Origin of the sequence: uncultured Arcticibacterium sp., assembly GCF_964021845.1 — a bacterium.
Taxonomy (GTDB): Bacteria; Bacteroidota; Bacteroidia; order Cytophagales; family Spirosomataceae; genus Arcticibacterium.
Genome location: NZ_CAXHZC010000001.1, coordinates 1,416,423 through 1,430,886, shown reverse-complemented (window position 1 = coordinate 1,430,886; position 14,464 = coordinate 1,416,423). Strand labels below are relative to the sequence as shown.

The window sequence follows — 14,464 nt, the reverse complement described above, 5'->3', positions numbered from 1 at the left end:
TTTTACTTTAACAAAATAAACTCTTAGCTTAAATCTTATTATCCGAAATCAGCCATGAGAATTATACTTGTCGTTTTGTCCGTATTTATAGCCTTTTCCTTTAAAGCAGGAAATGATACTTCACAAGCAGATTTTATCATTCATGGTGGCACTATTTATACAGTGGATGAGGCTAAGCCTAAAGTAGAAGCAGTGGCTATTAAAGATAATTTAATTCTCTTTTGTGGTTCCATGGAGGAGGCTCTGAAGTTCAAAGGGGCTAACACCGAAATGTTAGATTTGGAAGGGAAAACTATGACACCTGGTTTCATAGAGGGGCATGGGCATCTTATGGGATTGGGATATAATGAATTAGAACTGGATTTAAGCAAAACTACCAGTTATCAAGATATCATTGATGTAGTGGAAGAAGCTGCCAAAAATGCCAAACCTGGCGAATGGATATTAGGACGAGGTTGGCACCAAAGTAAATGGTCAGAACTTCCAGCATCTATGGTCAAAGGTTTTCAAACCCATGAGGCTTTAAGTGCTGTTTCTCCCAATAATCCTGTTTATCTGGGTCATGCCAGCGGACATGCGGCATTTGCTAATGCCAAAGCTATGGAAATGGCTGGGGTCACTAACAAAACTCCCAAGAAAGTAAAAGGTGGCGAAATAATTAGATACCCAGATGGAAGGCCAACGGGTATCTTTAATGAAAGGGCTCAATCTATAATTGGCCGTGCCATACCTGAAGATAGCCCTGAAAGGGTTCAACAAGCCTTTGAGTCAGCTATAGCAGCTTGTCACAGAAACGGAATAACCAGTTTTCATGATGCCGGAATTTATAAAGGAACTGTAGAGCTCTATAGGAAAATGAAAGCAGAAGGTAAGCTAAAGGTTAGACTTCATGCTATGCTGTCAAGTACCGACAGCAATTTGCTGGAAGATTGGTTTAAAAAAGGGCCTGTTTTTGATGAAGATAAGCTCTTAAACATCAGGGCTATAAAAATTCATTCTGATGGAGCCTTAGGTTCTAGAGGAGCTTGGTTATTAGATGAATACTCTGACATGCCTGGTCATTTCGGCCATTCTACCATTCCTTTGAAAAGTGTTGAGAAAATAGTTAACAAAGCACTAGAAAACGGTTTTCAGGTTTGTAGTCACGCCATTGGTGATAGAGCCAACAGAGAGATTCTTGATAAATATGAATTGGGTTTTGAAAAATATCCGAATAAAAGTCAGAACCATAGATTCAGAATTGAGCATGCTCAGCATCTTAATCCGTCTGATATACCCCGGTTTGCGGAGTTAAATGTAATTCCTGCCATGCAAGGCATTCATATGTCGTCTGATAGGCCTTGGGCTATAGATAGGCTAGGAGAGCAGCGAATTAAAGAAGGTGCATACATGTGGCAATCACTTTTAGAATCTGGAGTACCTATTGTTAATGGCACAGATGTTCCGGTGGAGCCCATTAATCCTATTGCTTGTTTTTACGCTAGTGTGAGCAGGAAGACTTTAAAAGGAACACCAGAAAATGGATATGAATCAGAGCAAAAAATGACGAGGGAGCAGGCTTTAAAGTCTTATACTATAGATGCTGCTTTTGGAGCATTTGATGAGGAAATAAAAGGTTCTATCATAAAAGGCAAACTAGCCGACTTTACCATTTTTGATAAAGATATTATGACTATTCCAGAAGCAGATATTTTAAAAACTAAAGTGGCTATGACCATTTTTGATGGTAAGGTGGTGTATACAGCTAAATAGTTATTATACTAAAAAAAGTAAAAGCCATAACTTAGAGAGCTTTGGCTTAAATGGTCTTTGGATGGACAATTGGCTAAAGTTTAGCCACAGCCTCAGAAATAGCCTCACTTATCAAAGGCTCATATAGCTCTTTAAGTCTAAGTATCATGTCATCATCTAGTTTGTCAAATCTACTTCCGAAATAGGCTTTATTGGTTACTTTTTCAGGTGCAGAGGCCGTATGGTCAGCGGAATGCACTTTTTTACCATCAGAAGTAAAGACATCGATAGTTACTTTGGCTTTTGGCGTAAACTTGTTTACGGTAGTGGTGGAAGCTCCTTTAAGTCCAGTATCTGCTTCGGTGCTGAGTTTGATAAGAATAAAGTTGTCAGAGTTATAACCGTTTTTAACCATCTTTTTAATGGCCGATTTCGCCATCAATATAGTAGGGAAGCCATTGTTATAAAGAACCTTATAGTTTTCCAATGCATTTATAGGTTCTGTTTTAATGTCATTCTCAGACAAAGCAGCTAAGGCTTTGTCGTATAAATTATTCTGCCAATCTATATTAAGCTGTTTCTGGATACTGTCGTAACTTTTCTTTTCTCTTGATGTGGCAGGAGCATATTTATCAAGGTTATTCAAAAGTAAAGAGGCGTAGAGGTAATCTACTTTTATGATGGTGTTTTTACCACTTTTCAAATCTTGAGAGAAGCTATTTATAGAAGTAAGACCTAATGTTAAAAGGGTAAGTAAAATTGATTTTTTCATTTTATGCTATGTTTATTGTTAGCACAATTTATCCCTCGCTTAGTACGCTATTCAAATTTTATGTTTGATAATAGGGCTTTTTCTTACTGAGCGGGACATGATATTTCTGTAGAGGAGCCTTAAGTGGAGGTATGAATTAAATAGGATAGAGCTATATGGTCTTTATTGCGGCATCTAATCTTGTTAGAAAGGGTTTTTGTAAGATACTGAGCTTAACATAGTCAAACCCTGAAGAATATTAGCTAGGTACTAAAACGAAGACGTGAAAATAGGACCTCAAAAACTAAGCTCTAAGATAGGGGCACTTAAGAAGTGTCACAATCCCCAATCTAAATGTCTCCTTCATATTCTGGGTTCAATTCCTGAGGAATCGGAGCATTTGTGCTTGCCCACCAATCTTTTAAGTAGTTTAGCAGTTCTTCTACTTTTTTAGGCTCTTTAGAAGTAAGGTCATTTCTTTCTCCTATATCTTCATCCAAATTGTAGAGCTCCACTTCATTGTTTTCAAAATAATAATGTAGTTTCCAATCGCCATACCTTACCACAGAGCCAGGTCTTGTTCTAAATAAGGCATCCCGGTTTTCATTATCGCTCTTATTATAAGCTTGTAAATAGATAGGGAAATGCCAAAATAATGGTCGCTCTAGCTCCGTTTTTGAACCTTCTAAAATGGCTGCAAGGTTGTCACCATCAGTTTTAGATGTGTTTTCTGAAATACCTGCGTAGTTTAAAATGGTGGGCAGAACATCTAAATTGGTAATGGGTACATGGCTGATAGTGTTTGGCTTAATCTTATCTTTCATCACGAAGATATAAGGCTCACGAATACCACCTTCGTAATAACTTCCTTTTCCTGCTCTAAGCGGGCCTTGTTTAGTGATGCCGTACAAACCGCCATTGTCGGATGTGAAAATAATAAGTGTATTATCAAAGATTCCTTTTTCTCTCAATTTAGAAACTAGCAAACCAATATTCCGATCTAGATTTTCCACCATAGTGGCATATTTAGGATTGTCTTGACCCTCAGAAGCAGGTTTAACTGAGTATTTCGCTAGGAGGCTCTTTACGGGATTAATAGGGGTATGTACTGCGTATGGAGCATAATAAAGAAAAAATGGAAACTCGGTACTATCTACAAAATCTAAGGTTTTCTCCATCACTAAATCTGTAAGATATTGACCTTTATCTGCTGAAAGGTTTACGTTTTTATAAGGCGGGTAATAACTTTTTGGGTGACCATTATGTCCACCACCAATATTGATTTGAAAACCGTATTCTAATGGATTATTGCTCAAATGCCACTTTCCTGCATGACAAGTTTGGTAGCCATTTTTGCCTAAAATTTCGGGTATTGTTTCATAGTTTCTGCTCAGGGTTACGGTGTTTTTGGTAGGAATTATTTTTCTGTGTTTTGACAGCCCTCTTTCAGAGGCATCAACCGTGTAAATACCATGGCGTGGTGTCCATTTCCCGGTCATCAGACTAGCTCTGCTAGGAGCACAATTTGACGAGGCGGCATAGCCGTTGGTGAAAATGATCCCCATAGCTGCCAAGCTATCAATATTGGGTGTTTCGTAGTATTTGCTTCCCATAAAACCCACATCTTTCCAGCCCATATCATCTACATTTATCAAGATAATGTTTGGCTTATCCTGAGCTTTGGATTTTATAGAAAAGGAGCAGATAGCCAAAAACAGCGTAAGCGTTAGATATGAAGGTTTCATTTTTTTGATAAAGGTTTACCGTCTTGGCATTGGTTTACAATGACAAACACAAAGAAAATGAGAATTATACATTCATATGTCTCATAAGAGGGGTAATTATGTCAATTGGAGGTTTTTGCTTCTTTTTTCAATAATTATTAATGGCTTGTTATGCAAGAATCGTTTTTGTTGGTTTTGCTTAAACTTCTCAATCTTGCCTTTTATCTATTTTGGAATGTTTACTTGACTTAATGACTTTAAAAGCTATAAATTTAATAGAACGCTTGCCATGAGGCGTATACATTTAACCCGATACGATTGAAATGAATTTAACTAAAAAGAAGACCGCCTACTTTATAATTTTTCTTTTGCCTTTTTTAGCTTGTAAATCTTCAAAGCCTATTGTTGCTACTGAAAATCCAGATTTTCGAAAAATTGCTTATCAAAACGATGACCTAGTGGTTGATTTAGGAGTGGGGCTCTGGGCTTGGCCACTTCCTATGGATTTTGATAAGGATGGTGACATGGATTTGATAGTTTCATGTCCTGACAAGCCTTCTAATGGTACCTACTTTTTTGAGAACAAATCTAAAAAGACTGATAAGGAAGTAGTTTTCGAAAAAGGGAGAAAGATTGCCAAAGGGTTTAAAAACTTACAGGTTTCTAATGTAAATGGGCAAGCCAAAGTTTTAGGACCAGGGATTGAATATTTAAACTTTGAAACCGAGTTTTTCAATAATCCCAAAATAATTTTTGATAATAAATCTTTAGAGAAAAATCATAAAAAGATAAGGTTTAGTCAATGGAAATATGTGGATTTTGATGGTGATGGCGACCAAGATTTATTGGCTGGAATAGACGATTGGTCAGATTACGGCTGGGATAATGCTTTTGATAAGGAAGGGAATTGGACAAATGGCCCTTTGCGTGGTGTGGTTTATTATCTGGAAAACCTAAATGGTAAATATGAAAATAGAGGTAAAATATTAGCCAACAATAAGCCAATTAACGTTTATGGGGCACCATCGCCAAATATGTATGATTTTGATGGCGATGGAGACCTTGATTTGATATGTGGTGAATTTCTTGACAGATTGACTTGGTTTGAAAATGTTGGTTCACGCAGTAAGCCCGTTTTTGCCGAAGGCAGATTTTTAAGTAATGCTTCTGGTTTAATAAAGATGGATTTGGAGATGATTATCCCAACAGCTGTGGATTGGGATAAAGATGGCGACATAGATCTTATTATCGGTGATGAAGATGGACGTGTGGCTTTAGTAGAAAATACGGGAACAGTAAAAGACCGTATGCCGCAGTTTGAAAGTCCAAAATATTTTCAGCAAAAAGCCGAGCATATTAAGTTTGGGGCTTTAGTTACACCGTTTGCGGTAGACTGGGATGATGACGGCGACGATGATTTAATATGTGGAAATTCTGCTGGTTACATTGGTTTTGTAGAGAATTTAAACGGAACATGGGCAAAGCCAGCTTATTTAGAAGTAAATAATGAGCCTATTCGGTATTTGGCAGGAGAGAAAGGTTCTATTCAAGGCCCTGCAGAAGCCAAGTGGGGTTATACCACGCTTTCGGTGGCAGATTGGAATGGGGATGGATTGAAAGATGTTCTGGTGAATTCTATTTGGGGTACCATAACCTGGCATAGAAATATTGGTCAAATAGGGAAACCAAAACTAGCGGAATCTCAGCCTGTCATCATGGATTGGGCCAATATGGAAGTTCCAAAACCGAAATGGAATTGGTGGAATCCTAAGTCAACAGAATTAGCTACACAATGGCGAACTACGCCGAATGCCATAGATTGGAACAAAGACGGTTTGATGGATTTGGTCATGCTAGACCATGAAGGTTATTTGGCTTATTTTGAACGTTTTGAGCAAGATGGAATACTGAAGTTAATGCCAGGGAATCGTATTTTTAAAGGAGTGAATGGCTCTGGCTTTACCAATAGAAATGATGTAAAAGTTAACAAAACGGGACCTTTACGCTTAAATGTAGGGGAAGCTGGCGGTAGCGGCAGACGAAAATGGTGTTTTGTAGACTGGGATGAAGATGGCGATTTAGACCTTCTGGTGAATGGTTTAAATGTGGTGCTTTTTGAAAATTTAGGAACAGAAAATGGTCTAGTCCAACTGGCTTTTAGGGGTGATATTTCAAGTCAAAGGCTAGCGGGACATACCACGTCACCTACTATGATTAACTTAAACAAGGATGGAAAACCAAGCTTGTTAGTAGGAGCTGAAGACGGTTTTATGTATTTGTTTGAGCGGTAAACTCAGCCTGTTTACCGTATTAAATAGCACCATTTTTAATCAGAATCAATTTCCCATTTACATCATCAGTAAGCATGAATAGTTTCCCATTGGCTTTACATGCTGTAAGGAGAAGTACGAGGCTTATTAATTATTTCATGCTGTGAATTAATAAAGAAAACTGTTAGTAGCAATTACGCCACGTGTTTGTCAATGCTCTTTTGGCAAGTATTGGAATAAAGTATTGAAAGTAGATGAAGTGTGTATAAGGCACTTCCAAAGTTTAGAAATTGATTCTTAATAGTAGTATTTTAGATAAATACATGAATTAGAATTTTAGAAAATTTAAAGCCGAAAATGAAAAGAAGAGAATTTGTCACACTAAGTACATTGTTACTGAGTATTTTGCCCGTTTTAGGGATGTCTGCCACGACTATGCTGACGGAAAATAAGCCCCAATGGATACTAGATTTGATAAAGCTCAATGACACTAGTATTAGTAATGTTTTGAAATATCAAATCCTTGACCATTCTTCAAAGGCTTTTGGTGGTGTAAAAGATAGGGTTGATATTCCAAATCCTCACTCTACTAATGCCCTGATTACACGTGGGGTTATAGGCTTTACAAACAAAGAATCAGAATTTTATAAATCTGCTGATTTAAAATCTAAATTGGTTTTAGCAGCAAAGTATCTGAGAAAAATTCAGCATGCTGATGGTACTATTGACCTATTAAGTACTAATTTCCATTCTACACCTGATACTGGCTTTATAGTAGAACGAGTAACAGCAAGTTGCCAATTACTAAAGCAAGCTAATGTTGAGGAGTCGGATAAGCTATTTAGTGAACTAAAAGCATTCTTGTTGGCAGCAGGAGGGGCACTAAGTATAGGTGGGATACACACTCCAAATCACCGCTGGGTGGTAAGTGCTGCTTTGGTTAGAATAAATGATTTATGGCCAAACAATAAATATGTAAAGCGAGTAGAAGAGTGGCTGGCAGAAGGCATTGATTTGGATGCTGATGGTCAATACACAGAGAAAAGCACTGGAATCTATTCAGCCATTGTTAACAAAGCACTTATTACGGTGGCCATCGGGCTAAATAAACCTGAACTCTTAGATTACGTAAGGAAAAATCTAGAGATGACCATGTATTTTGTTCATCCAAATGGCGAAGTGGTTACGGATGCCTCAAACAGGCAAGACAAGGGCGGTATTAAGACTTTTGAAAATTATTACTTCTCTTATCGATACATGGCTATTTTAGACCGTAATCCTCAGTTTGCTGCGATGTGCCAGCTGATAGAGGAAAAGTATTTTAATAAAACGAATGGGAATCTAGACCATTTTTTAGAGGAAAAATTCCTATGGAAAGAGTTACCTTCAGCTAAACCATTTCCAACTAGTTATGCTAAGTTTTTCCCTTTCTCTAATTTAGTACGAATCCGTAGAGATTCTTGGGATGCTACTTTGCTTATCAATAATCCTAACTTTTTGACTTTTCATAAGAATAACGCTGTATTACAAGCCATGCGAATTAATGCATCATTCTTTGGGAAAGGGCAGTTTGAGTCACCTTCTATTTCAAAAGAAGGAGATACATGGGTAATGACCAAAAAGTTAGAAGGTCCGTATTATCAACCGGTGAGTAAGGAAAATATTGACCCCAATGGAGATTGGCATAAAATGCCTAAAAGCATAAGAAAACAGAGCGAGGTTCAATACTTAGAGTCTACCGTCAAGATTAAAGAAATAGAAGGTGGCTTAGAGGTGGAGTTTGATTTACATGGTACTGACGGCGTTCCGGTTTCTATGGAATTAATATTTAGGCCTGGTGGGGAGTTATCTGGTGTTTCGCCATCCGAAGTTGAGCCAAACGCATTTTTGTTCAGTGGGAATGAAGCAAGCTATAAAGTTGGTAATGATACTTTGAGTTTTGGGCCTGGGAAGCTAGAGCATAAGGGGCTGACCTTACGCGGTGGCGTATCAGCAGATAGAAATTCGCCTTCAGTTTACTTGACAGGCTTTACGCCTTTTAGGCATGTTATTACCTTAAATTAGAAGCGTTTAGTAGTTAGTTTATTTTCAGAGCCCAATGTTTTAGCTGAAAAAGGTTGATAATTAGCATTAATAAGCTCTGTCAATATAGGCTGATATCAATCCTTAGTCAACCATTTGTGAAATTTTGTAAAGGTTTCATTAGCCGATTGAATAGCTAATTGCTGTTCTTCTTTTGAGTTTGTTTGGTTTTCTAGAAATTTTAGAAATATAGCCCATTTCTTATAGGTATTTTCTTTGTAAGAACTGAAGAAAGTAAGAACAGCCTCGTCATTAAGATTAAGTTGCTTTTGAAGCATTTTATTTATGTGTTCACCGCCGAGTGTAGAACCCTCTAGAACATACATAGCTCCTAGTGCTTGACTTTTGTTTGAGATTGTAGTAATGTCATCACAAAGAGGGAGCTCCTCATTGTTTACTTCTAAATTTTGAAGGTCTTGTAAAAGCCAACTGGACTTTCGGCGTGTTTCCATGTCTGGCAAAGAACTTTTGAAAATGAACTTTTCTATCGCGGTTTCTAATGGATTATAAAAGCCGTAAAAGCTTTTTAAAACTTTGGCAAGGTCAGCTTTGTTCTCCAATTGCTTTAGTCTCCTTACTATCATTCCTTCTAGATTTTGATGTTCTTCTAGCGTATCTTTTTTGAGCTGTTCGGCAATCATTCTTTGGCGAGTGAATTTAAAGTCAAATATGTTTAAGTTCTAAAATTAAAGATTATACTCCTTATATCTTGTTTTAAGTCCCGATTGAATACGATATTAATTAACTTTGATATTTTTAATTTGTATTAAAGTGGCATTATAAGCTGTATTTTTTATTCTATGGAGCCTAAAAGTATTATTTATCGCGATTTGGTGAATTTGGAGAACTGCGAAAGTGAGCCAATTCATGTTCCTGGTTCTATTCAGCCACATGGTTATTTATTAGTCGTTAATGATCAACATATAATTAAGTATTGTTCTGAAAATTGGTCTAAACTAAAGGTTTTACCTCCATTGCTCCTTGAGTCTTCCTTGAGTTCTTTTTTATCAAAAGAGGATTACTCCAAATTTGAAGAATTGGTATTTAAAGAGGGTTATACTCAAAACGGTATGATACCTCTAAATGTGCTTGATTCTCCTATGGATTTGTTGGTTCATCGTTCGGGTGATTTTTACATCTTAGAATTTGAACCAAATGAAGGTCATTCAAAGGATATCCCGTTTTTAAATTCAACGTCTTTTGAGTTTGCGGAGCTTGCTTCGCAGGCTAAAGATTTGAAGGAACTGGCTCAACGAAGTAGCGAGTTGATAAAGAAAATTACGGGTTACGATAGGGTAATGATTTACAAATTTGATGAAGAGTATAACGGAGAGGTCTTCGCTGAAGCTAAAGAAGAGAGATTAGAATCATTTCTAGGTTTGCATTATCCTCATACAGATATACCACCGCAGGCGAGGCAGTTATATATGAAGAACTTAGTAAGAATGATTGCCGATATTGGCTATTCTCCGGTTCCTTTATTAACGTTAAATGCTGAGGCTTCTCATGAGCAAGTAGATTTGAGTATGTCTGTGTTAAGAAGTGTCTCGCCTATTCATATTAAGTATTTACAAAATATGGGAGTGGGGGCTACTTTGACAATCTCACTGATAAAAGATGGGAGACTTTGGGGTTTAATTGCGTGCCACCATTATTCGCCTAAAAACCTTTCTTTCTATGTTAGAGTATCTGCTCTTTTACAAGGTCAATTTCTTACTTCAAGAATAGGTGTGCAGGAAATTGCAATGAACTATGAAAAGAAGATGTCGCTGGAAGTTTACTTAAAACTGTTTCAAGAAAAACTGAACATAACCGAAAGCGATTCTCTTGACACACCGTGGGACAACTTAAAATTGATAACTCAAGCTGACGGTTTTTTTTGTAATTCTACCATTTTTCCAATAAAACATGGCGAAGTACTAGAGGAGAAAGAACTTAATAGGCTAATGGAGTACTTTAACCTGGATGGTAGCGATTATCAGGTATCAAACAACTTGGTGAAAGACTATGATAGTCCGGAGGGTGGTAAAATAGCTGGACTTCTTGCATTTAGTTTAGATGTAAATACTTATGCTATTTGGTTTAGGAAAGAGGTGAAAAAGGAAATAAAATGGGCTGGAAACCCAGATAAAGCTATTGAGAAAGACAAGGACGGCTTAAGTCCAAGGAAATCTTTTGCGTCATGGCAAGAGGTAGTTTCTAATATGTCAAGACCGTGGGATGAAGTTGAAATTGATATTGCTAAGCAAACCATATTTTCTTTGCAAAGGCATTTGACCTATTTAAGAAGTAAGCATGTTCAAAAACGTCAGGAAGGCCTGCTTCAAAAACTTAAGGAAGCTAATGAAGAACTAGAAAATATAAATTGGATAAGCACGCATGACCTTAAGGAACCTTTGCGTAAGATTAGAATTTTTACATCTATTTTGATGGATGATAACAAATTTGAACTTCCAGAATCTAGTCAAAAAATGATTGATAAGATTAATAATTCTGCAAGTAGAATGCAAAATCTTATTGATGACCTTCTAACATTAAATAAAACCAAATACCTTCAAAGTGATTATGACGAGGTTGATTTGAATAGTTTAATAGAGGAGGCATTTTTAGAATTTGAAGAGTCAAATTTAACATATTCTATAGCCCCTAATATTCCAGCAATCAAAGGTTATGCAGTGTTGTTGAGGCAGTTATTCAGTAATTTGATTAGTAATTCTATCAAGTTTGCTGCACCTATTAGAAGTCCTCATATAGATATTGATTTTGAAAAAGTGATGAATGATAATAATCCATACTTACGTATAAATGTAAGAGATAATGGTTTAGGTTTTGAGAATAAATACGCGGGTAATATTTTTCAGGTTTTTCAAAGAATACACAGCAACAGTAATATTGCTGGCTCTGGTGTAGGTTTAGCCATATGTAAAAAGGTTGTTGACGTGCACTCTGGAATTATTTCCGCTTTTGGAGAAGCTGATAAGGGAGCTACTTTTACTATTGATTTTAAGCTTGTTTGAAAATCACCAATGACGGCTTAAAGGTTTTCTATTCAACCTTTATTACGAAACGCTGATAACGAGTCATTGAGTGCACGCCGTTATCTTTCACCTCTGCTATAATATGAAGAGTTCCCGTATCAGAATCTGCTAGTTCTATAGTGGCAGTCATACCATTTGAACTTAGCTGAGCTTCTTGTTCATAAGTACCTACTTCTTTATAAATCCAGAAAATAGTCGCTATTTCATTGCCATCCGGGTCGCTGGCAGAGATTTCTAAACTGACAGTTTCGCCTGGTTTTGCAGAGATTTCATTTGGAGTCACAGCTGTTACTATAGGTGCATGATTAGCATCAGCAAAATCATTAATACACCAGTCTGCTCTGGCGGCAAAGTCCTCTTGAATGGCTTTTACCCATCTAATCTGAGGATAAGTGGCATCCATCTCCTTGGTGTATGGGCTGAAATCTTTGGCGGCGTCTCCATCTTCCCAGCGGTTTGCTTGCTCTGTAGATTGCACTAAGCGGCCACCCCAACCTCCCCAAGACGGATTGTTTAGGTTATCTAATCCCACATCAATCAAATGAAGATAAGCTGGCGAATCACCTTCTGAGATAAAGTCATATTGACCAAAATCTCCCCATTGAGTTCCTTTTAGTTTACTTAAATCACCATGAATGTGTTCATCGTCGCCTTCTTGCTTTAATCCATCACCGTAGCTATAATATTGTTTCAGCAAGGGTCCATGATTGTTGATGATTTCCTCTCCCATAAACTTACCTTCAAAAAGATAATGCTGCTCAGTAGGTACTGCACTTTTCCAAGGATATGCGAAACACCAAAACTGATTAGAATTATAGAAAATCTTAACATCAGGCCAGTTGGGGGCAATGTATTTCCTATAAGTAGCATCTTGGTCTAGTATGGCATAAATGATGGCTTTATCACAGACTTTTTTATAAACAGCCTCCCATTGTTCTGTGTTTTTATATTCTTCTTCAATAGATTTCAAGGCCCTCGCAATGGTATTTGTACCACCCCAAACTTGTAGATAAAGTGGCTCCATATTATCATCCAAAAGGCTGGCCTTAATAAACTCAGAACCTTCTGTAACTTTCTCCATTTCTCCTTCAAAGTCAATATTTCCTACTTTTACCAAACTTCTTAAGTGTGAGGCTGTTGGGAAACCTTCCGCATGCTGGCTGAGTTTTGGATATGCTTCTTCATAAGCATCAATGAGCGGATTCATCCATTCTGTGCCTGGCCAGCGAAGGTCTGGGATAGCTCCATACAATTTCTTTGTCATTTCCATTTCTGAAGTAAACAAAGTGCCATTGCCGTCACCTTTGTAATGCCACATGGAGCTGCTTATCACTAAACCTTCTAGCTTAAATTCATTGGCATAAAGCAACATTCTAATGAAAGAGTCCACATCATCTATTTCACCATCTGTGGTGACAATGGTTCTGGATTTTTGACTTTCTACTTCGCTGTTTGTACTTACTTTTTTGGAGCAAGAAAAAACAACAATAGCCAAAGCTATAATTTTTAAGACATACTTCATATTACCGTCTGGGTCGATTTTATTTAAAAAAATGGTTTGGCCTTTTCTTGAAAGTAAGATTTTCTTTTTCAAAGTCCCTCTTGTTCTTCCTTTTTCCTCCAATAATTAGCAAGAATAGAGCCTGAAATATTCATCCAAGGGCTAAAAACTGCTGCGGCTAAACCTACCGTGGCTAATTTACCCATGACACCCGCTAAACCTGCTGCCATACCACCATTTTGAAGTCCAACTTCTAGGGCTATGGTTCTTGCGTCGTTTTTATTGAGTTTTAACAGTCTGCTAAGCGAGTAACCTAAGGTATAGCCCAAAGCGTTTTGAATAACGGCCACTAAAAAAAGTATAAGGCCTATTTGCATGATATTTTCTTGACTAGCTGCCGTTGTTACCAAAGTGAAATAAACAATACCAAACATAGAAATAATTGGCATGAAAGAAGGTAACTGGGGTTGCCATTTAGAAACATGGTAATAAATCACACCGAAAATGATAGCTCCTGCTACGAAATTGACCATTTCTAATAATTGAACCGAAAGACCAGAAAATGTGGTAGAAATGAATGCCCATCCTCCAAAAATCATGGCAACTAGCCATACCATAGAAAAAACAGCAGCCAAATAGACTTGCTTCTTAAACTTTGGTGAATATGTCCGCAAAGCTTCCGCCAAAAGAGCAGCACCAATAGGTACAATTACGATTTGAATAATTTGAAAACACATGCTTAGGAAATCTATTTCTACATAAGTTCCTGCCAAAAGTGTCATCAATAAAGGAGTCATAACAGGAGCAAGTAAAGTAGCTACCGCTGTTAAAGTAACCGAGAGTGGTAAATTAGCTTTTGCCAAGAAAACCATAACATTGGAAGCCAAACCGCTGCTACATGAGCCTATTAAGATGATTCCTGCGGCTACTTCTGGCTCAAAAGAAAACACTTTTGTCAGTCCATAACCAGCTAGAGGCATAATAGTAAACTGACACACTACACCCACCAGCACACCTTTCCCCATTTTACCTATGCCCGAGAAATCTTTCAAACTCATTTGGGTACCCATGCCAAACATCACCAACTGAATCACTATCAAAATGAGCCACTTGTTTCGCATGTCAAAGTCGCCGATATGCAAAAAAGTGGAAGGGTAAAGCATACCACACACAATGGCTACAATAATCCAGATGGTGTAACTGTAACTCTTTAGTGCTGAAACCGCACCAACGCCAACACCAAAAGACACAACACCTAATACTGCAAAAAGTTTGGTTAAATCAAAAGCATCAAAAAACACACTAATAACTAGCCCAATGATCGATAATGCCGCTATCCAAAGTCCACTACGTTGTAATAATAACAT

At 37.4% G+C, this 14,464-nt stretch carries 9 protein-coding genes; 4 read left to right on the top strand and 5 right to left on the bottom strand.

Annotation, left to right across the window (positions count from 1 at the left end):
- Positions 1 to 54: 54 nt before the first annotated feature.
- Positions 55 to 1,752 (top strand): amidohydrolase, encoded by a 1,698-nt coding sequence (locus AADJ06_RS06105; protein ID WP_341225523.1) that lies wholly within the window; start codon positions 55 to 57, stop codon positions 1,750 to 1,752.
- Between the two features lie 73 nt (positions 1,753 to 1,825).
- Here the strand turns inward: AADJ06_RS06105 and AADJ06_RS06100 are convergent, their stop codons facing one another.
- The gene (locus tag AADJ06_RS06100; protein ID WP_341225522.1) at positions 1,826 to 2,503 is read right to left on the bottom strand and encodes a hypothetical protein; all 678 of its coding nucleotides are present in this window, start codon (positions 2,501 to 2,503) and stop codon (positions 1,826 to 1,828) included.
- A gap of 329 nt (positions 2,504 to 2,832) precedes the next feature.
- Positions 2,833 to 4,227: a sulfatase gene (locus AADJ06_RS06095; protein WP_341225521.1), complete on the bottom strand. Its 1,395-nt coding sequence runs from the start codon at positions 4,225 to 4,227 to the stop codon at positions 2,833 to 2,835.
- A gap of 302 nt (positions 4,228 to 4,529) precedes the next feature.
- Here AADJ06_RS06095 and AADJ06_RS06090 point away from each other — a divergent pair, with 302 nt between their 5' ends.
- A complete protein-coding gene (locus AADJ06_RS06090) occupies positions 4,530 to 6,497 on the top strand; it encodes a VCBS repeat-containing protein (protein WP_341225520.1) in 1,968 nt (655 codons plus the stop codon).
- Between the two features lie 336 nt (positions 6,498 to 6,833).
- On the top strand, positions 6,834 to 8,540 hold the full coding sequence (locus AADJ06_RS06085; RefSeq protein ID WP_341225519.1) for a hypothetical protein: 1,707 nt from the start codon (positions 6,834 to 6,836) through the stop codon (positions 8,538 to 8,540).
- 95 nt (positions 8,541 to 8,635) lie between these two features.
- On the opposite strand, the gene AADJ06_RS06080 is transcribed toward AADJ06_RS06085, so the two are convergent.
- Positions 8,636 to 9,199: a biliverdin-producing heme oxygenase gene (locus AADJ06_RS06080; RefSeq protein ID WP_341225518.1), complete on the bottom strand. Its 564-nt coding sequence runs from the start codon at positions 9,197 to 9,199 to the stop codon at positions 8,636 to 8,638.
- A 159-nt stretch (positions 9,200 to 9,358) separates the two neighbouring features.
- Between AADJ06_RS06080 and AADJ06_RS06075 the strand changes: the two genes are divergently transcribed.
- A complete protein-coding gene (locus tag AADJ06_RS06075) occupies positions 9,359 to 11,575 on the top strand; it encodes an ATP-binding protein (RefSeq protein WP_341225517.1) in 2,217 nt (738 codons plus the stop codon).
- Between the two features lie 28 nt (positions 11,576 to 11,603).
- Here AADJ06_RS06075 and AADJ06_RS06070 read toward each other — a convergent pair whose 3' ends face one another.
- Both AADJ06_RS06070 and AADJ06_RS06065 read right to left on the bottom strand, forming a co-directional pair.
- Complete coding sequence (locus AADJ06_RS06070; RefSeq protein WP_341225516.1) at positions 11,604 to 13,190, bottom strand: nucleoside hydrolase-like domain-containing protein; 1,587 nt, start codon at positions 13,188 to 13,190, stop codon at positions 11,604 to 11,606.
- On the bottom strand, positions 13,187 to 14,464 hold the full coding sequence (locus AADJ06_RS06065) for a bile acid:sodium symporter family protein (RefSeq protein WP_341225515.1): 1,278 nt from the start codon (positions 14,462 to 14,464) through the stop codon (positions 13,187 to 13,189). Before AADJ06_RS06065 ends, AADJ06_RS06070 begins: the two co-directional genes overlap by 4 nt.

Bases quoted from the DNA above. Each gene is read 5' to 3' on its own strand.
- AADJ06_RS06085 (WP_341225519.1), top strand. From the start codon at position 6,834: ATGAAAAGAAGAGAATTTGTCACACTAAGTACATTGTTACTGAGTATT.
- AADJ06_RS06080 (WP_341225518.1), bottom strand. From the start codon at position 9,199: ATGATTGCCGAACAGCTCAAAAAAGATACGCTAGAAGAACATCAAAAT.
- AADJ06_RS06095 (WP_341225521.1), bottom strand. From the start codon at position 4,227: ATGAAACCTTCATATCTAACGCTTACGCTGTTTTTGGCTATCTGCTCC.
- AADJ06_RS06090 (WP_341225520.1), top strand. From the start codon at position 4,530: ATGAATTTAACTAAAAAGAAGACCGCCTACTTTATAATTTTTCTTTTG.
- AADJ06_RS06075 (WP_341225517.1), top strand. From the start codon at position 9,359: ATGGAGCCTAAAAGTATTATTTATCGCGATTTGGTGAATTTGGAGAAC.
- AADJ06_RS06065 (WP_341225515.1), bottom strand. From the start codon at position 14,464: ATGTTATTATTACAACGTAGTGGACTTTGGATAGCGGCATTATCGATC.
- AADJ06_RS06105 (WP_341225523.1), top strand. From the start codon at position 55: ATGAGAATTATACTTGTCGTTTTGTCCGTATTTATAGCCTTTTCCTTT.
- AADJ06_RS06100 (WP_341225522.1), bottom strand. From the start codon at position 2,503: ATGAAAAAATCAATTTTACTTACCCTTTTAACATTAGGTCTTACTTCT.